At 50.7% G+C, this 23,537-nt stretch carries 22 protein-coding genes; 20 read left to right on the top strand and 2 right to left on the bottom strand.

Translation table 11 applies throughout. The features are described from left to right. Positions 1 to 11 precede the first annotated feature (11 nt). The 14 genes from ACQY6Y_RS00195 to ACQY6Y_RS00130 all read left to right on the top strand — a co-directional run bounded on the left by ACQY6Y_RS00195 (position 12) and on the right by ACQY6Y_RS00130 (position 14,936). Entirely contained in the window at positions 12 to 1,478 is a 1,467-nt protein-coding gene (locus tag ACQY6Y_RS00195) for a UDP-N-acetylmuramoyl-tripeptide--D-alanyl-D-alanine ligase (protein ID WP_428378295.1), read from the top strand. Further along, on the top strand, positions 1,468 to 2,499 hold the full coding sequence (gene mraY, locus ACQY6Y_RS00190; protein WP_428378294.1) for a phospho-N-acetylmuramoyl-pentapeptide-transferase: 1,032 nt from the start codon (positions 1,468 to 1,470) through the stop codon (positions 2,497 to 2,499). Before ACQY6Y_RS00195 ends, mraY begins: the two co-directional genes overlap by 11 nt. Positions 2,500 to 2,508: 9 nt before the next feature. Beyond that, positions 2,509 to 3,948, top strand: a complete 1,440-nt coding sequence (gene murD / locus ACQY6Y_RS00185) for a UDP-N-acetylmuramoyl-L-alanine--D-glutamate ligase (RefSeq protein WP_428378293.1) — start codon at positions 2,509 to 2,511, stop codon at positions 3,946 to 3,948. After that, positions 3,949 to 5,331 carry a putative lipid II flippase FtsW gene (gene ftsW, locus ACQY6Y_RS00180; protein ID WP_428378292.1) on the top strand — a complete coding sequence of 461 codons (1,383 nt, stop codon included), beginning with the start codon at positions 3,949 to 3,951 and terminating at the stop codon, positions 5,329 to 5,331. Between the two features lie 10 nt (positions 5,332 to 5,341). Next, positions 5,342 to 6,499 carry an undecaprenyldiphospho-muramoylpentapeptide beta-N-acetylglucosaminyltransferase gene (gene murG, locus ACQY6Y_RS00175; RefSeq protein ID WP_428379925.1) on the top strand — a complete coding sequence of 386 codons (1,158 nt, stop codon included), beginning with the start codon at positions 5,342 to 5,344 and terminating at the stop codon, positions 6,497 to 6,499. 55 nt (positions 6,500 to 6,554) lie between these two features. Beyond that, positions 6,555 to 7,982: a UDP-N-acetylmuramate--L-alanine ligase gene (gene murC, locus ACQY6Y_RS00170; RefSeq protein WP_428378291.1), complete on the top strand. Its 1,428-nt coding sequence runs from the start codon at positions 6,555 to 6,557 to the stop codon at positions 7,980 to 7,982. Continuing rightward, positions 7,979 to 8,896, top strand: coding sequence for a UDP-N-acetylmuramate dehydrogenase (gene murB, locus ACQY6Y_RS00165; protein WP_428378290.1), 918 nt, complete (start codon positions 7,979 to 7,981; stop codon positions 8,894 to 8,896). The genes murC and murB overlap by 4 nt, the downstream gene beginning before the upstream one ends. Further along, positions 8,847 to 10,091: a cell division protein FtsQ/DivIB gene (locus ACQY6Y_RS00160; protein ID WP_428378289.1), complete on the top strand. Its 1,245-nt coding sequence runs from the start codon at positions 8,847 to 8,849 to the stop codon at positions 10,089 to 10,091. The genes murB and ACQY6Y_RS00160 overlap by 50 nt, the downstream gene beginning before the upstream one ends. A 320-nt stretch (positions 10,092 to 10,411) precedes the next feature. Next, the gene (gene ftsZ / locus ACQY6Y_RS00155) at positions 10,412 to 11,557 is read left to right on the top strand and encodes a cell division protein FtsZ (RefSeq protein WP_428378288.1); all 1,146 of its coding nucleotides are present in this window, start codon (positions 10,412 to 10,414) and stop codon (positions 11,555 to 11,557) included. A gap of 1 nt (position 11,558) precedes the next feature. Further along, a complete protein-coding gene (locus ACQY6Y_RS00150; protein ID WP_428378287.1) occupies positions 11,559 to 12,383 on the top strand; it encodes a polyphenol oxidase family protein in 825 nt (274 codons plus the stop codon). A gap of 69 nt (positions 12,384 to 12,452) precedes the next feature. Next, complete coding sequence (locus tag ACQY6Y_RS00145) at positions 12,453 to 13,187, top strand: YggS family pyridoxal phosphate-dependent enzyme (protein WP_428378286.1); 735 nt, start codon at positions 12,453 to 12,455, stop codon at positions 13,185 to 13,187. Positions 13,188 to 13,231: 44 nt separating this feature from the next. Then, positions 13,232 to 13,942 (top strand): cell division protein SepF, encoded by a 711-nt coding sequence (locus ACQY6Y_RS00140; protein ID WP_428378285.1) that lies wholly within the window; start codon positions 13,232 to 13,234, stop codon positions 13,940 to 13,942. 27 nt (positions 13,943 to 13,969) lie between these two features. Next, positions 13,970 to 14,233 carry a YggT family protein gene (locus ACQY6Y_RS00135; RefSeq protein WP_428378284.1) on the top strand — a complete coding sequence of 88 codons (264 nt, stop codon included), beginning with the start codon at positions 13,970 to 13,972 and terminating at the stop codon, positions 14,231 to 14,233. A 52-nt stretch (positions 14,234 to 14,285) separates the two neighbouring features. Continuing rightward, positions 14,286 to 14,936, top strand: a complete 651-nt coding sequence (locus tag ACQY6Y_RS00130; protein WP_428378283.1) for a DivIVA domain-containing protein — start codon at positions 14,286 to 14,288, stop codon at positions 14,934 to 14,936. A gap of 916 nt (positions 14,937 to 15,852) precedes the next feature. Here ACQY6Y_RS00130 and ACQY6Y_RS00125 read toward each other — a convergent pair. Both ACQY6Y_RS00125 and ACQY6Y_RS00120 read right to left on the bottom strand, forming a co-directional pair. Beyond that, positions 15,853 to 16,818 carry a TIGR03915 family putative DNA repair protein gene (locus ACQY6Y_RS00125; protein ID WP_428378282.1) on the bottom strand — a complete coding sequence of 322 codons (966 nt, stop codon included), beginning with the start codon at positions 16,816 to 16,818 and terminating at the stop codon, positions 15,853 to 15,855. Between the two features lie 85 nt (positions 16,819 to 16,903). Further along, positions 16,904 to 18,385: a putative DNA modification/repair radical SAM protein gene (locus ACQY6Y_RS00120; RefSeq protein WP_428378281.1), complete on the bottom strand. Its 1,482-nt coding sequence runs from the start codon at positions 18,383 to 18,385 to the stop codon at positions 16,904 to 16,906. A gap of 86 nt (positions 18,386 to 18,471) precedes the next feature. Between ACQY6Y_RS00120 and ACQY6Y_RS00115 the strand changes: the two genes are divergently transcribed. From ACQY6Y_RS00115 to ACQY6Y_RS00090, 6 genes are all read left to right on the top strand, one after another. After that, positions 18,472 to 19,158 carry a recombinase family protein gene (locus ACQY6Y_RS00115; protein WP_428378280.1) on the top strand — a complete coding sequence of 229 codons (687 nt, stop codon included), beginning with the start codon at positions 18,472 to 18,474 and terminating at the stop codon, positions 19,156 to 19,158. A gap of 289 nt (positions 19,159 to 19,447) precedes the next feature. Continuing rightward, complete coding sequence (locus tag ACQY6Y_RS00110) at positions 19,448 to 20,107, top strand: YveK family protein (RefSeq protein WP_428378279.1); 660 nt, start codon at positions 19,448 to 19,450, stop codon at positions 20,105 to 20,107. 1 nt (position 20,108) lies between these two features. After that, positions 20,109 to 21,026 carry a CpsD/CapB family tyrosine-protein kinase gene (locus ACQY6Y_RS00105; RefSeq protein ID WP_428378277.1) on the top strand — a complete coding sequence of 306 codons (918 nt, stop codon included), beginning with the start codon at positions 20,109 to 20,111 and terminating at the stop codon, positions 21,024 to 21,026. A 111-nt stretch (positions 21,027 to 21,137) separates the two neighbouring features. Next, entirely contained in the window at positions 21,138 to 21,791 is a 654-nt protein-coding gene (locus ACQY6Y_RS00100; RefSeq protein WP_428378275.1) for a tyrosine-protein phosphatase, read from the top strand. Between the two features lie 166 nt (positions 21,792 to 21,957). Then, entirely contained in the window at positions 21,958 to 22,740 is a 783-nt protein-coding gene (locus ACQY6Y_RS00095; protein ID WP_428378274.1) for a sugar transferase, read from the top strand. A gap of 2 nt (positions 22,741 to 22,742) precedes the next feature. Then, a complete protein-coding gene (locus ACQY6Y_RS00090; protein ID WP_428378273.1) occupies positions 22,743 to 23,537 on the top strand; it encodes a glycosyltransferase family 2 protein in 795 nt (264 codons plus the stop codon).

The raw sequence follows: 23,537 nt of genomic DNA, 5'->3' as shown, positions 1-23,537 counted from the left end.
GGTCGCAACACATGGTTGAAATGACAGTTTCTCAAGTGGTTTGTGCGACTGACGCTCAGCTTATTGCTGGTTCTGGTACAAGAGTTTGTTCAGGTGTGTGTATAGACTCACGTAACGTTGAGCCGGGGATGCTCTTTGTTGCCTTTCCAGGCGAGCGGGTGGATGGTAATACGTATGCTCCGCGCGCTGCTCAGGCGGGTGCGGCTTGTGTTGTTATTACGGCTGACCCAACCGAGGAACTCCTTGCAATTTGTGCTGAGAAAAACTGCGCTGTCTTGCGCGCAAGCGAAGACAATGGTGAAGCGTTTCTCCTACGCCTTGCAGGCGCATGGCGTCAAGCTCACCCCAATTGGATAGTAGTTGGTGTTACGGGGTCGGTGGGCAAAACCACAACAAAAGATATGCTTGCCTGTGCTCTTTCCCCTCGATACTGCGTCCATGCCACTGTGGGGAATTTCAACAATCTTATTGGAGCGCCACTCACGCTTCTCGCAGCACCAGAAGAAACTGAAGTTGTTGTTCTCGAAATGGGTATGAACCATCCGGGCGAGATAGAAGCGCTTGCTGCAATGGCTAAACCCACCCTCGCTGTTATTACCAATGTTGGAACGAGTCACATTGGGCTTCTCGGTTCTCGTGAAAATATTGCGCGAGCAAAAGCAGAGATTGTTTCGGGTATGTGTGACGCCACTTTGCCCGAAGGAGAACAAGTAGCACGCGAGCTCATACTCGTAGGTGAAGATGACTTCTGCGACTTTATTGCTCACGATTTTGCAGAGCCTGCCGGCGTGGCCGTTACCTATGTGGGAACAAGCGATAAGGACGCAGTGCGTGCCTCTGAGATTGAAATTGACGAAGAGGGACATGCTTCATGTGTGGTGAGCTATCCCGATGGATGGTCTCGTCACACACGCCTTCCTGTTCCTGGAAAACGCCTTGTTCCCGATCTTTTGCTTGCCTTGACGGTTGCATGGCGGTTGGGTGTGGATCGTGAGGCAGCATGTAAGGCAGTAGAAGCTATGCCTCCCACCCACATGCGCCTTGAAGTACGAGGGGGTAGTGATGGTGCCCCTCGAATTATTGATGATACCTACAATGCAAGCCCCTCATCCATGGCTGCTGCGCTCGATGTATTGTGTTCACTTCCGTGTTCTGGACGGCGTATTGCAGTATTGGGTGAGATTGGCGAGCTTGGCGATAATGCCCAAGAACTTCATGCATTGGTTGGTGCCTATGCTGCTGCAAAGCCACTTGATATGCTTTGTTTGATTGGCGACAAGGATGCCGCATCCATGCGTGAAGGTGCTATTACCATGGGAATGTCAACAGATTCGATAGAGACATTTGCATCCGCAGAGGCTGCTGCTCAGGTGCTGGGTCAAGTACTTTGTCCTGAGGATTTGGTACTTGCGAAAGCTTCGCGCGCAGCCGGTTTGGACGCCTTTGTCAAGGAGGTGCTCTCCTCATATGCTCGGTAATCCCGATTACCCTACCTATCAAGTATTTCTTTCCATTGGCATTGCGGCCGTCATTTCGCTTGTGCTCATGCCGCTTTTTATTCGCTTGATGCGGCGTGAGGGCGTCGGTCAGCAGATTCGAGCTGATGGTCCTCAGGGACACCTCGTAAAACAAGGCACGCCTACCATGGGTGGCGTAGTTATTCTGCTATCTATGGTGCTCACTTGCTTTATTATGGCGCGCTGGACACCAGATCTGATTCTTTGTGTACTAGCTACAATTGCAACAGCTTTGCTCGGTCTGCTCGATGACATTGAGAGCGTGGCGCATAGACGTTCACTCGGCCTCACACCTTCGCAAAAGATGATCGGCCTCATTCTTATAGCTGTTATCTTTTGTCTTGCAGCAGTTAATGTCTGCGGAATTGCTCCTGTGATTCTCTTTCCAGGTGGCTTCTCTGTTGACCTTGGTTTTCTGAGCACCACTATTTCTATCGGCGACGGGCAGTTGACTATTCCTTGGGTTTATCTCATCTTCGTTTTCCTGCTCATGGCAGGTATGTCCAACGCGGTGAATCTGACCGACGGCCTCGATGGTTTGTCGGGTGGTTGTACGCTCGTAGTTATGCTTGCTATGGCTATGGTTGCATTCCGCTATGACGAGATAAACCTTGCAGTATTTGCAGCTTCAATAGCAGGTTCGCTCGTTGGATACCTCTGGTATAACTGCTTTCCCGCTACCATTTTTATGGGAGATACGGGATCGCTTGCACTTGGTGCTGCTTTTGCTGCCTTAGCAGTGCTTACAAAAACTGAAGTGATCTCACTCATTATGGGTGGCCTGTTTATTGTTGAAGCTCTTTCAGTCATTATCCAAGTTGCAAGTTTTAAGCTTACGGGCAAACGCGTTTTTCTCATGGCGCCAATTCATCACCATTTTGAGAAGCTCGGTTGGAGCGAGACTAAGGTGGTAACTCGTTTTTGGATTGTTGCTGCGGCGTTTGCCATGATTGGATTTGCACTTTATTTCCAACTTGGATAGGGAAGACCTATGGAGTTTCAAGATAGTTCTGCCACGAGTAGGGTTACTGCACTCGGAAATACGTGTGTGTTAGGACTGGGATCAACCGGACAAGCGGTGGCAAGGTATCTTGCCAAGCGTTTGGGTACGCGTATTTCCAGTGTGACAGTTTTTGGTGGGAAAACTTCTCAAGCAAATGATGAGACGCGTGCTCTTCAAGAGATGGGTTGTACTGTTGTTTTGGGCACCGAGGCAGTTGAAGGCTCTTATGACCTTACGGTAGCCTCACCTGGCATCTCGGAGTTTTCTCCGTTCTTTCTTGCTGCCAAAGCTTGTTCGAAAGAAGTTATTTCTGAGCCAGAATTCGCCTGGCGGGAAAGCCCTTCTAGATGGCTTGCTATTACAGGTACCAACGGTAAAACCACGACTACGACGCTTGTGCGCGACCTGTTGCGCGCTGGTGGTTTTGTGGCAGAAGCTGTGGGCAATATCGGCAAACTAGCCATAACTGAGGTGGAAGAGCGTCAAGCGGGCGAGTGGCTTGTTGCCGAGCTTTCCAGCTATCAGCTTGCAACAACGCAGGCATTCCATCCTGTTGCTGCCTGTCTTCTCAATATTACGCCCGACCATTTGGCGTGGCACAAGACCATGGACAACTATGCCGCGGCAAAGGCACGTATCTTCCAAAATATGAACGCCGGCGATTTGGCAGTTATCTCCAATTCTGATGAGTACTGTCGCTCCATAGCAAACAGCCTTAACGAGCGTGGTGTGCGTGTATGCACGCTGGATGTGACTGGTGATCCTGGTGGAAGCTGTGCTGCCTATTTAGACGGTGAGATGTTAGTAGTTCGTCTCGATGGCGACACACATAAGCTGGTGAGCGCCAACCAGCTTGCTATTGCAGGCGTTCATAACTATCAAAATGCACTTGCTGCTGCAGCGCTTGCTTTGGAAGCAGGTGTTACTCCTCAGGATGTTCGGTCGGGTCTTTGTGCATTTCAACCACTTGAGCATCGTATCGAGCCTTGTGGTGAACTTGATGGCGTACGCTACGTCAATGATTCAAAAGCCACCAATGTGGATGCAACATCTAAGGCCCTTACTGCTTTTGCTCCAGGCACAATCGTATTGCTTGCAGGCGGACATGATAAAGGAACCGAGCTAGCATCTCTTGCTCGCGATGTGGTTGCAACCTGTCGTGTGGCTGTTTGCTATGGTGAAGCGGGCTCTCGTATAGCTCAGGCTTTTCGAGAGGAAAACGCTTGTGAGCACGGAAATCTTGAAGTGTATGAAGCTGCTCATATGCAGGATGCCTATGAGCTTGCACGCTCTCTTGCTAATGCAGGCGAAACGGTGCTGCTTTCTCCAGCGTGCTCGTCATTTGATGAGTTTTCTTGTTTTGAGGAGCGCGGTGAGCGTTTTAAGGCTTTGGTTGCGCAGGATCTTGCTGATAAGGAGAGCAAATAAATGGCCATTGGTGGTAGATCTACAACAGGCCGCTCTCGCGAACATGTAGTACCTGCTCGCTTTATGCAGCCGCGCATCATGCTCATTGTTGCCACCGTGCTGTTGGTGGCCTTTGGTCTTCTCATGGTGTATTCAGCAAGCTCCGTAGAGGCGCTTACAAGCACCGGAGATGCTGCCTACTACTTTAAACGCCAAGTATTGACCACGGCTGTTGGTGTTGTGGCTGCGATTATTTTGGCTAAAACCGATTACCACCTCTGGAGTCAGCATTTGCTGCTCGTTATCTGGGCGATTGCAATAGCGCTTCTGCTCTTTACTGCAGCTACAGGTGTTGCTACCAAAGGAGCTGTTCGGTGGATAGAAATAGCTGGCATAAGCATTCAGCCTTCTGAGTTTTCAAAGATCGTTGTAGTGCTTGCAGCGGCCAATATCGCTCAGCATTTCTTTGAAGAGCATGATTACTCCTCTTCAAAGATGCTTCTTTATTTGGCATTTGGTGTGGTGCTTCCGCTCGGCCTCATCTTGATACAGCCCGATAAGGGCACAACCATTATTTTGGTTGTTACGCTCCTTGTGATGGCCTATCTTGCAGGCGTGCCTCTGCGGTATATCATGCTCGTTCTTGGCCTTGGCGGCGCATTTTTGCTCGTCCTCATTTTGGGCGATGATTATTCACGAAGCCGTGTGCTCACCGCGCTCAATCCACAGGCCGACCCTTATGGTGCGGGCTACCAGCTCAATCAGGGTCTCTACGCCTTTGGAAATGGAGGACTCTTTGGCGTGGGCATAGGCCTTTCTCGTCAGAAATATTCCTATCTGCCCGAGGCTCACAATGATTTTATTTTTGCAGTTATTGGTGAGGAATGTGGACTCGTGGGAACCCTCGCTGTTGTTGGATTGTTTGCGCTGTTTATCTGGGCGGGCATGCGCATTGCACGCTATGCATCCGATCTGTCGGGGCGTCTTATTGCTGCGGGGTGCACAACGCTCATTGGCTTCCAATTTTTGGTAAATGTCTGCGGCATATTGGGCATTACTCCTATGACAGGCAAACCTTTGCCGTTTATCTCATATGGTGGATCTTCAATAATGAGTTGTTTGATGCTCGTGGGCTTCATAATATCGGTATCCCGGGCGAGTAATCTTCCTGAAACCGTGCATGATCGGAGGAGAAGTCAACTTGGTGTAGCGCCAACATCGCCAAGCACTTCTCAGAATCAAGGTGGCGTACCGAGCATGCGACCACGAGGCTTAACGCTCGTGTCAGGAGGGAATACGAGTCGCAATCGCATAGATCTTGGACGCGGTGCCTACGATAGATTGAGGCCTTCAAGGTCATCGCGTAACAGTTCCAACAACAGATCTTCTCGGTTTGATAGGTAGGAGGTAGCAGATCTTGTCTTCTCACTCGCTAGAAATTGCTATCGCAGCCGGTGGTACTGCCGGACATGTTAATCCCGCCCTTGCGCTTGCCGAGGAGCTCCGCAATCGCGGACATCATGTAACGTTTTATGGGCAACCTACACGTCTTGAGGCGCGTCTTGTTCCGGAAGCGGGTTTCGATTTTGTACCAATAACGGTTACGGGGTTTGACCGCTCAAGGCCTTGGACATTGGTGTCCTCCCTTGTGCGTATTGCTGCTGCTCGCCGAACACTTGGACGCCGCTTTGCTCAAGTGGGTTTACCTGATGTTGCTGTAGGTTTCGGTGCTTACGTGGAGCTGCCGCTTATCGAGTGGTGTCACGCCCATCGGGTCCCTTGTGTTATTCACGAGCAAAACTCTGCACCCGGTTTGGCTAACAAAGTTTCAGCACGCATAGCAAATACTATCTGCGTCGCCTTTCCTCATGCGCTTGATGTTTTTAAGCCGCTTGTTTCTCAGGGAGCATCGTTGGTGGTAACGGGCAATCCCGTGCGCTCGAGCGTGATTTCTGCCGAGCGTGGGGCTGCACGTGAGCAGTTGGGCATAAGCGATGAGGAACGTCTCTTGCTGGTATTTGGCGGAAGCTTGGGAGCAGCGCATCTCAATAAAGCTCTCGCTTCGCTGAAAGCGGACATTCTTTCTCGTCCGGATGTGCATGTTATCCATTCCACTGGAGCGGATGGATATGATGAGGCACTGAGCGAGCTTCAACTCTCTGATGAGGAGCAGCATCGGTGGAACGTGGTTCCCTACATCTCTGATATGGGAGCTATGCTTGCTGCAGCAGATTTGGTGGTTTCACGCGCCGGCGCTTCTTCGGTGGCAGAGATTGCTGCACTTGCGGTTCCTTCCATTCTGGTGCCGTATCCCTTTGCAACCGCGGATCATCAAACCACAAATGCTCACTATCTAGTGGATTGTGGAGCTGCGCGTCTCGTGCCAGATGATGAACTTGATTCTCCGGTGTTTTCGTCAGAGCTTCTTGAGCTTCTCGACAGTCCTCAGGCGAGAGAGGAGATGCGTGAGGCGGCTCGTAGTCTTGCACAAGATAGAGCTGCAGAAGCTCTCGCAGACCAAGTGGAGAGTGTGGTTCCAGACACTCCATCCAATACTGATGCGATAAAGTGATATATCACGGCCAAAATTTGGCATCTCATGACAAACATCGAAGGGAGTCTCACCTATGGCTGAGGCTAAAGCTGCACTTCCTTTTGACAGTGCTCACTTCATTGGTATAGGTGGAGCTGGTATGAGCGGTATCGCGCTTGTTCTACATGAGCGCGGATGCACCGTTACCGGTTCTGATTTGAAGGCATCTCGCTATGTGCGTGAGCTCGAAGAAGCTGGTGTTGATGTACACATTGGCCACGATGCAGCCACAATCGATGAAACAAACCCTGACGTGGTAGTAACCTCTTCGGCTATTCCCGAAACCAATCCTGAGGTTATTAGGGCACGCGAGCTTGGTATTGAGGTATGGCCTCGTGCAAAGATGCTAGCAGCGTTGGGATCTGGATTTAGTGAGGTTGCCGTTGCCGGCACACACGGTAAAACCACTACCTCTTCCATGATTGCTTCAATGCTTGATCATCTTGGTGCCGACCCCTCATTTTTGATTGGTGGCATTGTTGAGGAATATGCCACCAATGGGCGGGATGGCAAAGGTGGCTATTTTGTCTGTGAGGCGGATGAATCAGACGGATCATTTTTGTATCTCACGCCTTCAATTGCAGTCGTAACTAATGTAGAGGCCGACCATCTCGATCACTATGGCTCAATCGAAAATGTTGAGCGTGCTTTTGAGAAGTTCATGGCACTTGTTGGCGATAAGGGCTGTGTGGTTGTCTGCGGCGATGATGAACGCGCACTGAACGTAGCGCAGAGATGTGGCGCTCGTTTCGTGACCTATGGCATCTCTTCTGCCTGTGATTATGTCTGTGCTCCCGCATCGGCTGGTCCAGGGCTTCGTACCAGCTGCACGGTTACAACACCATCGGGTGCCTCGGTTGAGGTTGTGCTTTCAGCAAATCCTGGCGTTCATAATCTGGTGAACGCAACAGCTGCCCTTGCAGTGGCAGACATACTTGAGTTTGATGTTAAGCAAGCTGCTCAGGCTCTTTCAGCGTTTCGTGGTGCACATCGACGCTTTACGCATGTTGGAGATATTGCAGGTATTACGGTGGTAGATGACTATGGTCATCATCCTACCGAGATAGCTGCCACACTAAAAGCAGCAGCTCAATTGGACTTCTCGCGTGTGGTTGAGTGTTTCCAGCCCCACCGTTATTCTCGTACACAAATGCTTGCACAAGAATTTGGCACCGCTTTTGACGATGCTGACATTCTTTTTGTTATGGATGTTTTCTCAGCAGGGGAAATGCCGATTCCGGGTGTCTCTGGTAGGACGGTAGCGAGCGCTGTAGCCCAGCGAGGAAAGGTGTCTTCTGTTCGCTACATTCCCAATCGCCATGAGCTCATCGATGCACTTTGTGACGAGTTACAGCCTGGCGATCTGCTCATTACGCAGGGTGCAGGTGATGTTACTGCTATTGGACCACAGATTATTGATGCGCTTCGTGAGCGTCTTGAGAAGGAGGAAGCGGCTCGGTGAGCCTGTTTAATGCCTATGTTGCGCTCTCAGGCGCAATTGATGGAGAGGTGCTCAGAGAAGAGCGCATGAGTCGTCATACCTCATGGCGTATCGGTGGTCCTGCCGCACTCTATGTCCGCGCGAATACAACGACAGCTCTTACGCGGACAATTGATGTGTTAAGTCGTGAGGGTGTGGAATGGGTCATTCTTGGTAAAGGCTCCAATGTATTGGTGAGCGATCAGGGTTATAACGGATGCGTTATAACCCTTGGTCGTGATTTTTCACGCATTAGTTCTGATGCAGGAGATGGCATCGTAACCGCAGGTGCTGGCGTCGTTCTCGCTCGCCTGGTGGGAGAGGTGCTCAAACGTTCCCTTGCAGGCCTTGAATGCTGTGTTGGCATACCAGGCTGCGTTGGTGGAGCGGTTTCAATGAATGCAGGAACTGCACACGAATGGATCGGGAGCGTAGTGAGCGATGTGGTAACGCTGCGTCCCGGTCATGGTCTGGTACGTTACGATGCATCTGAGATTGCATGGGAGTATCGCAAAACTTCAATTCCTGCTAACGAGATTATTCTGGAAGCCACACTGGCGCTTACGCCGTCTGATCGCGAGAGTATTTCTCGAGAGATGAACAGGAGATTGCAGGCGCGTCATCGCACACAGCCTACAGGAAAGCCGAGCTGTGGATCGGTCTTCCGCAACCCACCAGGACAATCGGTGGGAAAACTGCTTGAATCATGTGGCCTTAAGGGATATTTCGTTGGCGGTGCGCAAATCTCAGATATACATGCAAACTTTATTGTCAATAATGGTGGCGCTACAGCTCAGGATGCGCTTGCAGTGATGCGCCAGATGTTCCAAAGGGTGAAAGAAGACTATGGCATTGAGCTTCAGCCAGAAGTCAAATTCCTCGGCTCGTTTACGTAGGAATACAGCCTCAGATAAGGACCGCGCGAGGTTACGTCAGTCCACTTCAGGGGCGACATCTCGTAGATCGGGAACAGCTGGGCTTGGCACTTCTCAAAAAAAGAAACGTTTGAACACGCCCGGTGGGTCCGGTGGTGGTAAAGGCTTTTTGGGCAACCGTGACAAGAACAGAAAGTCCGCCTCAACAGGCATTCCTATGCCCGCACTCATTGCGGCTGGCGTAGCTGCCCTTGCCGTGGTGGGATTGGTTGCATTGCTCGTTTTGTCGCAGCTTCCTGTGTTTGTCATTACAGCAATTGATGCAGATTCAACTGAACATGTAAATGCAGAAACTATTGCTCGTCTCGCCGAAGTAGAGGAAGGAACAACGCTTCTCAACCTCAATACTGGCGAGATAACGGCGAATGTGCAGCGCAATCCGTGGGTTGGTTCTGTAAAAATAATTCGAGAGTTCCCAGATCGTTTACGCATTGTGGTAACCGAACGTGAAGTGGGCGCCATTGTTCTGATGGGCTCTGGTGATGCGGCCTGGTGTTTGGGATCCGATGGTGTTTGGATAGAACCTGTTCAGCTCAATACGTCTGACAAACGTTCTGCAGAAGAGGTTGCGCTTGAGCGTGCATCTGAGTTGGGTTGCTTGCTTATTACCGATGTTCCATCATCGGTTTCTCCACAGGCAGGGGCTGAGGTAACGGATGATACCATCCTTGCTGTTCTGGAGTATCTCAATGGATTCTCGGAAGATTTCCGCTCTCAGATTTCGAGCTTCTCTGCCACAAGTGTTGATGCTATTGCCTGCACCCTCACCAACGGTGTTGAGGTTTCTCTTGGCAATGCAACTGATATCAACGCCAAGGAGCGGATTATTACGCAGATCCTTGCCGAACATCCCAATCAGGTTACCTATATAAATGTTCGTGTTCCATCAAGTCCGAGCTATCGTTCCATCTCTGCTGATAATGTTGTGGCTGGTTCGGGAGCGCGCGTACTCAACGAAGATGAAGAGACTACTGACAATAACGATGAGACCACTGCCAACCAAGACAGCAGTAATACCTCATCGAATTCTGAGACAAATTCAGAAGATGAATCTGATGACACCTCACAAGAGGATGAGTCAAGTAACGAGAGCTCTACCAATGAGAGTTCCGGAGGATCTTCTGCAGAAATCGATCCCTCACTCTCGGCGGGATAGAGGCTTTTTATAGGAAAGATCTAGAAGGTTGAGGGATATTTCTGCAGGAATTTTGAAAGACTAACCTTAAACTTCAGGGTTTGAACTGCTGTAAATGGCATTATTTACCTGCAAAAACATACTTTTTTCAATTTTTACTGGTAATTGAGCGATAAGTGTGTCAACATAAATCGCTTTACCCAATACATCGAGTTTAACTTGAGCTTGAGGGTTGAGACATGGTAGCAAAGACACACAAAGCACGTAGCACAGCGTCGCGTAGGCGTTCTAAGTCGTCACACAGTGCGATACACGCGACAAAAACCACGCAAGGAGGAACCATGAACGACACCGACATCCCGAGCAACTATCTCGCCGTCATTAAGGTCGTCGGCGTGGGCGGTGGCGGCACCAACGCGGTTAACCGCATGATTGAAGAAGGCATCCGCGGTGTCGAGTTTGTGGCTATCAACACTGATGCACAGGCTCTTGCCATCTCTGACGCAGACATCAAGGTACACATTGGTACCGATATTACCAAGGGTCTTGGAGCTGGCGCCAATCCTGAGGTGGGTGCACAAGCCGCCGAGGAAAGCCGTGACGATATCAAGCAGGCGCTTGCTGGTGCAGACATGGTCTTCATTACTGCTGGCGAGGGCGGCGGTACGGGTACCGGCGCTGCTCCTGTTGTAGCAGACATCGCTAAGAACGACGTTGGTGCACTTACGGTTGCGGTTGTTACTAAGCCCTTCTCGTTTGAGGGTCGTAAGCGTGCCAATGCCGCTGCAGATGGCATTAGTACCCTTTCCGATGCGGTGGATACCCTCATTGTTATTCCTAATGATCGCCTGCTTTCCATCTCTGAGAAGAAGACCACGATGCTCGAGGCCTTCCGTATGGCAGACGACGTGCTGTGCCAGGGCACTCAAGGTATCACCGATCTCATTACGGTTCCGGGCCTTATCAACCTCGACTTTGCCGATGTGTGCACCGTTATGCGTGGTGCCGGTACAGCCATGATGGGTATTGGTATTGCTTCAAGCGATAACCGTGCTGCTGATGCAGCACAGGAGGCCATCTCCAGTCCTCTGCTGGAGAGCTCCATCGATGGTGCTACACGCGTACTGCTCTCCATCGCAGGCAATAAAGATCTGGGTATCCAAGAGATCAACGACGCCGCTGATCTGGTTGCTTCAAATGTTGATCCGGATGCAAATATCATCTTCGGTACTGTTGTGGATGAGTCGCTTGGCGATCAGGTGCGCGTAACCGTTATTGCCACTGGATTTAACACTTCAAATGCACAGACTTCGTTCGATGCAGGCCTGAAGGCAGCTCCATCGCGTCCGTCTTCTAACATGACTTCCCATGCGCCGTCTCATACAAGCTCTAAGCCCGCATCTTCAAGCTCGAGCTCCAATTCGGGCTTCGGCGGCGGAAATAACGACTTCGATATCCCTGAGTTCCTCAGGCGTAGTCGTTCCTAAGATGTTTCCTGAGCTTACAGAGAGAACCTGTGAAGGTGTAACCCTGCTGGGCGACTGGCGTCGTCCCTGCGGGGTTTCGCTTGCCTTTTCAGAGCGTATGGGTGGCGTTTCGTCTGTGCCATACGCAAGTCTTAATCTGGGAGCTCATGTAGGAGACGATCTTGGTGCGGTAGAAGAAAACCGCAGGCGTGTTCTTACGGCAATGGGTTTGTCTGAGTTTGAGGATAACCTTATTGTTCCAAACCAGGTGCATGGAGATAACGTTTGTGTTATTCACAGTTCAGAGAGCCATGAGCTTGCACGCGTACGGGATGAGGTGGCGCAAGGATGCGATGCTGTTGTCTGTGTTGCTTCTGACGTACCTGTTCTCATGTGTTTTGCAGACTGTGTTCCCGTTATTTTGGTCACCCCGAATGGATTTGCAGTGATTCATTCAGGGTGGCGTGGCACTATGGCAAAAATTGCGGGAAAAGCAGCGCGTGTTCTGCTCTCTGAGACTGCCTCTCAACCATCAGAGGTTCTTGCGTATGTGGGTCCTCATATTGGTGCTGAAGACTATGAGGTATCAAAAGAATTGCTTGGAAGATTTGTTGCTGAGTTTGGTCCACGCGTAAGAACGCATGCGCAAGGCAACTATCTCTGCTTGGCGGAGGCTATTCGTATTGCGCTTGAAGACGAGGGGATTACCTCAGATCAAATACTTGTTTCCAACCTGTCCACACCCAGTCATACCGACAAGTTCTATTCGTATAGAGCAGAGGCGGGTACCTGTGGACGTCATGGTGCTATAGCAGCGCTCGTGTCGCCCAATGGAGCCATGGGGTAACAACAACATGTCTGTTTGAACAGATGCGACAAGAAATACGCTTGATATCTCTGAAGGAGGCGAGCAAATATGACTACAACAGAATCGTATGAGCAGTTTTCAGTTCGCCGCCGTGAAGAAATTCTTGAACGTATCTGCAATGCAGCGCAGCGAGCTGGGCGAGACCCTCAAGACATCTCGTTGGTAGCGGTCTCCAAGACTGTTGGTGCAGATCAAGTTCGTGCGGCTTTACAAGCTGGATGGCGTCATTTTGCAGAAAATAGACCTCAGGAGCTTAAGAAGAAGCTGAGCGAACTTTCAGATGAGCTTGCTGCAGCACAGGCAAGCTTCGATATGATTGGCAACTTGCAAACGAACAAGATCAATCTTGTGGTGGGTAAAGTTCGCCTTATTCATTCCATTTCATCTGAACATCTGGCTCAGGCCGTCGCTTTGCGTTCTCAGGTGCACGAGGTTGTAAGCAGAGTGCTTTTAGAAGTCAATGTTTCTGGAGAAGAGAGCAAGTCGGGATTTACGCCACAGGAGGCTTTCGATGCGCTTCCGCGTCTTATGGAGCTCGAAGGTATCTCTGTTGAAGGCCTTATGACGATGGCTCCTGCCCATAATCCAGATGCTGCCCGGCGTACTTTTTCTGGCCTGAGAGAGCTTGCTGAGCGGATGCGAGACGCTACCGGGCTTGAACTTGCAACACTTTCCTGCGGAATGAGTGATGATTTCGAGATCGCAATCGAAGAGGGCTCAACGCTGGTTAGGCTTGGAAGAGTTGCCTTTGACCCCGGCTATCAGTCTTTGGGCAAACAATAACGGTGCGCCGGTGGCTGCAGCCGGTTTGAAAGGAGGAGGGAGCAATGAGTTTTCTCGACACACTAAAAGACAGGCTCGGTATCGATTCTGCTGACAATGGCTATTACGATGACGAGTACGATGAATATGATGAGTACGACGAGTATGACGATTACGATGAGTCTGGTCGCCGTGAAGAGGAACCTCACTCCAGCGGCTTGTTAGGCAATACGCCTCGCCCTGAGGCAGACAGCGTCTCTGTCTATACACGCTCTGGCCGTCCTCTGGGAGGAAATGGCGCTGGTCACTCTGAGAGTATGGGAGCTGCACGCGAGAGCTATTCCTACTCGGAGTCATCTCGTCATTATGATGAAGCTCCTTCACCGAGGCGGTATACTCCCACACCCACACGCAGCTATACACCGGCTTCCATTGAAGAGAAGCCAGTGAAGCATGAAGATCATCAGCTTACGGCAGTGCCTCGCCCAAGCTCAAGCCAGCTTCCTGCGTATGTATTGAAGCCGCAATCTTACGATGATGTGCAGTCTGTTGTGCGTCGCGTGCGCACTAATCAGCCGGTAGTTCTTTCGTTCCGTACTACCAACATTGATGCTGCAAAGCGCATCTTCGACTTCTGCGCCGGCCTCGCCTGCGGCGTAGGTGGCGCTATTGAGGAGTTGGGAGATCGGTGTTTTGTAGTTTTGCCCGCAGGTCGTGAACTATCCCAGTCTGATATTGATAAGCTCGTTGCAGACGGCACTATCGTTCGCGAGTAAAACTAGACAGAGAGGGTTCTTTAAGACATGTACTCGTTCGTAAGCGTTGTGATTGCACTGCTCAACTTTTATGAGCTGCTCATTGTTCTGTGGTGCATTGCTTCGTGGATTCCGCGCAAGCCAGGTGGTCTTATTGATGATATAAGCTCAGTCCTTGCACAGATAGTTGAACCCTATCTCTCTATTTTTCGTCGGTTTATTCCAGCTATCGCTGGTATTGACTTCAGTCCTGTTATTGCTGTTGTGGTGCTTGGTGTCGTCCAACAGCTCGTTGTGGGTATACTCATCTGAACCATGAGGTCCAAGGTGTATTCCGCGCCGTTTCAACTGGAAAGGGAAAGACATGGCAATTACTCCAACTGATATCGAACAGCTCACCTTCTCCCCATCCAAGCACGGCTATGATACTGAGGAGGTGGATGCTTTCCTTGAGCAGCTGACTGAGGAAGTTAGCGCCATGCTTCAGAAGATCGCCGATCTTAAGGGGCGTCTGAATACTTCTGAGCAGCAGCTTGCTGCCGCACAGGCTCAAATTGCTCAGCTGCAAGATGCTGGCCAGCCTGCAGCTCTTGCTCCTGCACCGAGCAATGATCTGGGTGCTTCTGAGAGCCAGATCTCCAAGGTTCTTATCGTTGCCCAGCAGAGTGCCGATCGCATGGTTGCAGAGGCTCGTGAAGCAGCCGATCAGATTCGTACCGATGCTGATCAGAAGGCACGTGAGGTCATCCGTCAGGCACTCGCCGAGAAGCAGAACGAGCTTGATGAGATTGATCGTCTCAAGCAGTCCCGTGAAGAGTTCCGCGCTGAGTACAAGGCACTGCTGCAGCACTTTATGGATGACGCTGATGCGGCATTCCCCAGCGAAGTGCTCTCAACACCTAATGGTTCGGCAAGCACTTCTTACCGTGCAAGTGCCGCTTCGCCAGTTGCAGTGAGCCCTACTCCGGCACCTGCAGCAAATGCAAATCCAGTAAATGTTGATGATCTGGACTAGGCTGTAACAACTTAGTTGTTGCTCATTCAGCCGCATGCGCGAGCATCTGTGATTGCGGCTGAATGTATTGTGAGGGACTCTCAAAATAATCCCGCCCGTTTCAGGGGTGTTGACGCAGTTCAGCACCCCTTTTTTGTTGGCAAGGCGTGCGGGTGCGGGTGCGTGACCGCGTGGGTGTGCGGGCACATGCTCGCGCTCGTGCGTGTGCGTGCTTGCGTGTACCATTTCGCTACGTTTGTGGTAAGCGTACAGCTGCGCATACCATTCCATAACGTTTGTGGTAAACGAGAGTAGCAAGAGAGCTTGTAAAAGAGGGTTTTTGAGACCATTTCACATCGATTGAGGTAAGAAGAGCGTTGTTTTTACCAAACGAGGACGTTTTAGGTAAAGCCAGAGTGTACTCAATCGATGTGAAATGGTACATATCCCCAAAATACGACCACACAAGCACGTTTGTGGCACTTATCACCTTCATAGAGCCGGCCACTCTTACCACAATCGTTATGAAATGGCACGCGCGCTTGCGCGTCTTACCACAATCGAATTGAAGTGGCATCCACGCCAGCAAACCCTGCCACAAACGCTATGAAATGGCGCGCACCCCCGCAATCCTTACCACAAACGAAGTGAAATGGCACGTGCGAATGCTTGCAACGTACGCGCCGCTGCACGCATTACCACAATCGACCTGGGATGGCACGTGTATGGTACGTGTACTGCCATACTGAGGTGCATACTCAGCCCCTTGCTGGAATTCGCGACTCTTGGATGAAATGAATGATTTGCAATGCTAAGACTAAGCGCTTCATCGAGGAGCTTTGAATTCAACAAAGCTAAAGGTGTCTCTAAAGGTGTCTTCAGACATAAGCCTACGCTTTGGACTACTGTTGCTTGAGACGTTATTCAAAAACACGTTTCAATCTATGGCATGCCTGCGTTCAGGACTCCCCAGTTTGGATAAAGATGCATTGGAGATAGGCGCGCTCAATTTGGACGTGTCTGAATCACGAGAACTTGCATAGCGCTTGGGAACAAACGTGCCCGGATCATCTGAGAGTGCAGAGAGCTCGGGCAAATCTGCCCAAAGGCGCTTGGGCATCCAACTTACCCGCAGATCATAGCCGCGCTGCTCTTTTCTACGTCCTTCAAGTTCCATGGCATCATAGAAATGCTTCCACATGGCTTGGATGTATTGCTCCTCAGATGAGGTGTGTTTGGATGCAGTAAGCTCTTCAATAAAAGATTGTTCAACAGCCGCAAGAGCACAACGAGCCCTATTGCGCTCATGAAACGCAACGATGCGACGCTTTTTATCGATAAGGACAAAGCGCTCTGGACGCATGCGGGCTGCAAAATATGAGGCGACCAGAGGGATAGTGTTGGCAGCGGGGGATAGGGCTGCAACAAATGAGCCATCGGTTTGCTGCGTAAAGCGGGCAAATTGGCGCGTTTTCTCACACTCATTGGAGGTGCGTCGTACGAGCGATAAAAACTGCTCCACATGCGCATTGGTGATATTGGCATAAATGGATGGGCCTTCGCGAAATCCCAGGCGCAGGTAGCGATGGACAATCTCGGGCATTGTTTCATCTTCCGTGGCACATGCGTAGGCAAAGTGCCGAAGATTTGTATTCGATTTTGGCGCGCCCTTTCCAGCGGTAGCATGTTCAAACCCAGTCCAAACACGTTTTGCAAAAGCGAGTTCTTCTTCGGAGGTACATGGAGGTGTTTCGATAAGGGCTTCGCCTAACGCCGGCTGGCAAGCATCGCGTAATACCAGGCGAATAGCGGCCGCGTCGTGTTCTGGGCGAGCTAAATAGACAGCACCGGTTGTCAAGAGAAGTTCTTCAACGGAAGCACCACAGACAAGCGCGACATTCATCCCCGATGCACATGCTTCCTGAATACTGCGAGCTACTTCCCGTACAGATGTTGGCTCGCATCTGGTTGTATTTGATAGGGAGCTGCTAGAAGAGTGAGAGCTGGTCTGACTCAATCGTGCGGCGTGTACGGTTGTATGAACTTTGTTTGGCATCTGCTATCACCCTTGTGCGTATAAGTTCAGGATCGAGAGGGCATGCCTTATCCCGCTTTCCTGAGCAGGTGAGAAAGTGACGAGCTCGTTTGAGGGTAATGTTGAGCTTGCGGAGACTCTCGAAATCAAGACGTGTGCTTCTGCGTGCAGCCACGATGCGCCGTGCGCCAACCGGCCCAATCCCCGGTACACGAAGAAGCTGCTCCAGTGAGGCATCCATAACCTCAACAGGAAACTGATCAATGTTGCGCAGCGCCCACGCGAGTTTTGGGTCTACTTCCAGATCTAACCAAGGTGCCTCGGGGGTTACCAATTCATCAGCATCATAGCCGTAGTAGCGCATTAGCCAGTCTGCCTGATAGAGACGGTGTTCTCTACGAAGTGGCACCGGAGTGCCAGGCTCCGGAAGGCGATTATCTGACAACATAGGAATATAAGCGGAGAAAAACACGCGTTTTAAGTCGTAAGACTGATAAAGAGAGCTAGTAAGCGTAAGGATATGTCTATCACTTTCGGGAGAAGCGCCAACAATAAGTTGGGTTGCCATACCGGCGGGAGCGAACGTGCGCCGAGAGGCGGCAACGCGTGAGTGCTTACGCATTACAAGAGCAGAACCATGCATAAGCATAGCGCTGGTGGCAGAGTAGCTTCGTGTTGTGTGCCCCTTACTGGAAGATGAGCGCGATGTACCCGAGGCCAATGACTGATGTATAGATTTATCTGCTTGTTCAATATGAGCAGGGCGGGCGGCAGCGGAGGAAGTTTGAGACAAACGGCGCGATTTGGAGGATTTAGCTTCTAACAAGCATTGCTCTTCCTCATCCCGCTCGTGCTTTATCTGCGCCATGGGCTGCAGGATATCTGTTGCGGTTTTATCTGGACAGAGAGAAACAAGCGAATGAGAACTGGGCAGTTCAAGATTGACAGAAAGTCTGTCTGCCAACAGGCCGATGGTGTGAATGAGCTCGGATGAAGTGCCGGGAATGAGCTTTGCATGCACATAGCCGCCAAAGTGTAGATCCTTGCGTAAAATACGCAGGCATTCCAGCATGCGCTCCGAGGTAGCATCCGGAGAACCCATGACGCCTGAAGAGAGAAAAAGTCCCTCAATGTAGTTGCGTTTATAAAAATCTACGGTTAGCTCTGCAAGCTCGCGTGGAGAGAACGTGGCACGTGCACAAGAAGCAGAACTGCGATTAACGCAATATGCGCAGTCGTAACTACAGGCGTTACTCATGAGTACTTTGAGAAGTGTAATGCAGCGCCCATCTGCCGTAAAAGTATGGCAACATCCTGCACTTGAAGCGATGCCAAGCTTGCCTGGCGCTGGACCACGGTTTACACCCGAGGAGGTGCAAGCTGCATCAAAACGGGCTGCTTCGGCAAGAATTCCCAATTTAGTAAGCGTGTCCATCTCACAGCTCCTTACAAAGGAGAACAGATGTTCTATAGATACTAGTATAACTGCTGAGAAAGACAAAAAAGAATCAGAATGCACGTGTGCTGGAAACCTTCTTGGATGTGCCTTGGACTAAAACAGCAGATGAGGGGATGTTTTATGAAAGAGACAGGGAGGGTTTTCTATTGGCAAAAAGATATGGCTATGCGCGAGTTAGTTCTCGTGACCAAAATCTTGCGAGACAAGTAGATGCGCTTTCAGCCTTTGGGGTAGATGAGATCTTTGCAGATAAAGCAAGTGGTCGAGATTTTGAACGGCCGCAATGGTTACGTATGAAAGCTTTACTGCAGCAGCGTGATGTGCTTGTAGTAAAGAGCATCGATCGTTTTGGTCGTAATTATGAAGAGATAATCGAACAGTGGCGAGATATTACTAAGCATATTGGCGCGGCAGTAGTTGTACTGGATATGCCACTGCTGGATACACGTCAGGAAGGGCGCGGTATTACAGGCGTTCTTATTGGTGACATAGTGCTCCAACTTTTGAGCTATGTGGCACAGGTTGAGCGTGAGAATATTCGTCAACGTCAGGCAGAAGGTATTGCCGCGGCTAAGGCTCGTGGCGTTCGCTTTGGGAGGCCGGAAAAGCACCGTCCTCAGAACTATTATTCTTTGCGGGACAGCTTTTTGAGACATGAAATTACCAAGCGTGAAGCTGCAGCAAAACTGAAAGTCTCCATCAGTACATTTAATAAGTGGTTGCGCCAAGATAGTGACAGCAGTTGCTAACTAGCTGCAATTGATTATTACATTTCCGCAGATAAAGAGGGATTTTTTAACATGTGTACGGGCGCGTGAAAAAGTACACCTTTCCAACACTTTCAAACTTAGGCAATTATATATGTCCCCTCACTCTTTTTCCTAAAAAATCACCAGTTTTCACAACTCATAGATAGAGCTTTCCACGTCATGAAATGGCGCGCGAAAAAGTGTACATAAACACATTTCCAAAGTGTCAGGAGTAACTCTTGGTGCGATGCATGCATCGAGTAGTGCTCCAGTGCATGAAGGGTATTCAATGACACTTCTGGAGCTCATAACGCTTCTACGCAAGCATATAAAATTTGTGGTAGCACTCCCGCTCATCTGCGTGTTTGTGACAGCGGTAGTAAGCCTTTTCTTATTGCGTGATACCTATACTGCCAGCACCAGCATGTATGTGCTCGCACCCACCAACGAGCAGAGCAACTCGCAGCTTTCAAGCGACCTCAGTGCGAGTCAAATGCTTGCAAACGACACGGTGACTTTACTGAAAAGCGACCGTGTGAAGGATGATGCTGCAGCCTCTCTTGGTCTGGCAGATCTGAGTGACTACGACATTTCCGTAAACAGCGAAACTACCACGCGCGTTATCACGCTTTCTGTAACAGGGTCAGATCCTCGCGGTGTGGCAAACGTAGCCAATGCAATGGCGTCCACGGTGTCCAATGTGGCGCAACAGGTTATGGATGTCCAAAGCGTCAACGTTATTGACGAAGCTTCAGTTCCGGTTAATCCCAGCGGTCCTAATCGTCCGCTGTATGTAGTAGTGGCGGCTCTGGCCGGGTTATTTGTTGCTGTGGCCGCCGTGGTTGTCATGGACATGATGGATACCCGCGTTCGCAGTGCCGAGCAGGTAGAAGAGTTGCTCGGTCTACCTGTTGTTGGGCGCGTGCCTGAATTCAAGAAGGTGAATTAGCATGCGTCGTACCTCAAAAAAGGCTGCCGAAGAGCAGGTTGTTCAAAACGCAGTAAAAACCTTGCTGGCCAATATACGTTTTGCCAGTGTGGATGAACCGGTAAAAACCGTGGTGATTACCTCGTCGATTCCGCACGAGGGTAAATCCACTGTCGCTTATAACCTTGCGCAAGCAATGGCATCGTCTGGCAAACGCACACTCATCGTGGAATGTGATATGCGTCGCCGTACGCTCGCAGAGCGTATTGGCGCCCATGCTCGTTATGGCGTATATGCCGTGCTTGCAGGACAGATAAGTCTTGAAGGTGCAGCAGTATCCACGCCGTATACCAACCTTTGGTTCTTGGATAGCGAGCCTAACATTCCAAACCCAGCGGACATTCTTTCCTCTCAGCGCTTTCGGCAGTTCATGAAAACGCTGCACGATAGCTATGACTATGTGGTTATAGATACGCCTCCTGTGGGTGCTTTTATTGATGCAGCAGTGGTAGCCGCTATGGCCGATGCCACGCTTTTTGTTGTGCGCGAGCGCTTTGCTCATCGCAATGAAATTGTTGAAGCATACGCGCAGCTCAAGAAGGCTGACGCCAATGTAATTGGCGCGGTTATGAACATGTGCAAGGTGGAAGCCAACGAGTATTACTACGCCTACTACAACGAAGACGGCAAGCGTGTGCGCAAACACAAGGCTGAGAAATCATCTTTTATGCCTGTACAGCGCAGTGCCACAAGTTTTGATGCTGCGGCGTCTGCCGATAAGGACGTCTCGTCATCACATGTAGCAAAGCCCGCTTCTTCGGTTGATCCCTCTTCGACAGCACAGTTTCTTGCTGCCGCACAAACCGTACAGCCAGTTCAGCCTGTCACACGACATCGCGATATAGATCCGTACACAAATTCACGACGACATCCCTCGTAAGGCAACTCTCTTCCTGTGCCGATAAAAGCGCAGGTAGGGGGAGATGTACTGCGCATGGAATGAGATCCGATTTGAGCTGGATGCATTAACCACAAAAGGAGGTGTACTGCAATGCGAGATATGCATTCCCACATATTGCCGGGGGTGGATGACGGGGCGCGTGATCTTGATGAAAGCTTGCGCATGTTGGAAGCTGCCAAGAGCGTGGGAGTGACGAGTATTGTGTGCACTCCTCACTGCCGCGATCCGTATTTTGATTACGACGCGATGTGGGACGCTTTTGAACTGCTCAAAAGCCATGCAGATGGTTTCCCGCTTACCATGGGCTTTGAAGTGAACCATGCCAAGCTTATGGATTTGGGCATGGAGTGGGCGAGTCGTCTCGCTTTTGATGGTGGAAAAGAGTTTTTGCTTGAGCTCTCTACCACGGCAGACAATCTACAATTTGCCGAGTATGAGCGCACGGTATTTGAGCTTCAGGGCATGGGCTATACTGTCATAATCGCCCATCCTGAGCGCTATCGCGCAGTGCAAAACGACATTGAAATTGCGCGCAAGTTTGTACGTATGGGCTGCAAGTTGCAGGCCTCTGCGGATTTTATTGCTGGCGGGCGTTTTGGAAACGAGAAAAAGCCTGCAAAAAAGCTCTTCGAAGAAAACCTCTACAGCTTTATTGCGAGCGACGCACATCGCGTTGAGCACTACACCTATCTCGCTCGCGCACGGAATGAATACCGCGTACGAGCTGCTCATTTTCGAACGTGATCGCCTGTTAAACAGCTTGAGCGTCCAAGAGGAGAAACGTCGGAACGAAGAGCCAAGAAAGGAAAAACCCCGCGAAAAGTGCGGGGGGGGGTTGCATGTTTTCAAGGAAACTACAACGGCAACTGACGTGCTCTGTGCACGGTGATGTCTTATGAGACAGAGAGACATGTCCGTTGTAGAACCCATTGTGGCTGCTACAACAGAAGGTGCTTTAGGCATGGCGGCTCATGGTGACGCTATATCAGCGGCGCCTGCAGATACTGCCGTTTCAAGATCTATCGATCCGAAAAAGTTCGGGGAAGATCCTGAGGCAACAGCAGCTGCTCAAGGTTTGGTGCATCGGTATGGATACCGGTTTATCAAGCGTGCCTTTGACATTGTGTTTAGCGCCGTTGTGCTGGTGTGTTTTAGCTGGCTGTACGTGATAGTTGCGCTTGCAATAAAGCTGGATGACCCACAGGGTCCGGTTCTGTTTAAGCAGACACGCGTTACAAAAGATGGTCGGCAATTCAGTATGTATAAATTCCGCAGCATGCGAGCAGACGCAGAACTGCAGCTTGATGAGCTCCTGGCGTTTAACGAGAAAACCGGGCCGGTTTTTAAGATACGCGACGATCCGCGCGTTACCCGTGTTGGTCGGCTCATTCGCAAGACCTCTCTTGATGAAATGCCTCAATTTCTCAACGTCCTTAAAGGTGACATGTCCATTGTGGGGCCTCGACCTCCACTGCCGAAAGAGGTTGCGCTGTATACCCCGCGTGAGCGCCAGCGCTTGCTGGTGAAAGGCGGGCTTACGTGCTATTGGCAAACACGACGCAACCGCGATTCCATCACGTTTGATGAATGGGTTGATCTTGACCTGCTCTACATCAAGCAATGCTCGGCGTGGGCTGATTTCAAGTTAATCGTACAAACCGTGGGCTGCGTGCTCACTGCTCAGGGGAACTGATAATGATGGCTCCTTTGGTGAGTGTAATTATGCCCTCTTATAACTCAGAGCGGCATATAAGAGAAGCGATTCGATCGGTACAGAAACAGACCTTGAGCGACTGGGAGCTTCTCGTTACCGACGATTGTTCGACTGATTCTACACGTGAGATTGTGGCCGACATTGCTGAGGTTGACTCCCGCGTGCATCTTCTCCCGCTCAAGGAGAATAGCGGTGCTGCTGCAGCGCGTAACCACTCACTTGCGCATGCACACGGACGTTACGTCGCTTATCTCGACTCCGATGACCTTTGGTACCCGGAGAAGTTGGAGCGCCAGATTGCTTTTATGAGTGATTACAAAGCAGCGTTTTCTTGCTGCTCCTACGAAGTGATTGGCGAGGATGGCGTTCCTCTTGGACGCACAGTACGCATGCTTGATAAGTGCGACTACATGGGATTCCTCACCCACAACCTGCTGCAGACGGTAGGAATCATGGCTGATACATCTCGTATGGATAGAAAGCTGCTCATCATGCCCGCTATGCGACGACGGCAAGACGCTGCTACCTGGTTGCAGGTGCTCAAGGCGGGTCATAACTGCTACGGGCTGTCCGACGTGCTCTGCGCCTACCGCAGGGTTGAGGGGTCGCTCTCAAGTAACAAGGCTAAAGCGGCTCAGGGCGTGTGGCGACTCTACCGCGAGGTCGAGCACCTGCCGCTCCATACGAGCCTCTACTGCTTTGCGCGCTACGCGGCGCTGGCGGTGTGGAAGCGCTTGTACACAGAGCAGACGTCGGGCAAGAAAGGAAGGCAGTAA

It is taken from the genome of Olsenella sp. Marseille-QA0557, assembly GCF_965119725.1.
Taxonomy (GTDB): Bacteria; Actinomycetota; Coriobacteriia; order Coriobacteriales; family Atopobiaceae; genus Coprovicinus; species Coprovicinus avistercoris.
This window is presented reverse-complemented; position numbering and strand designations above follow the sequence as displayed.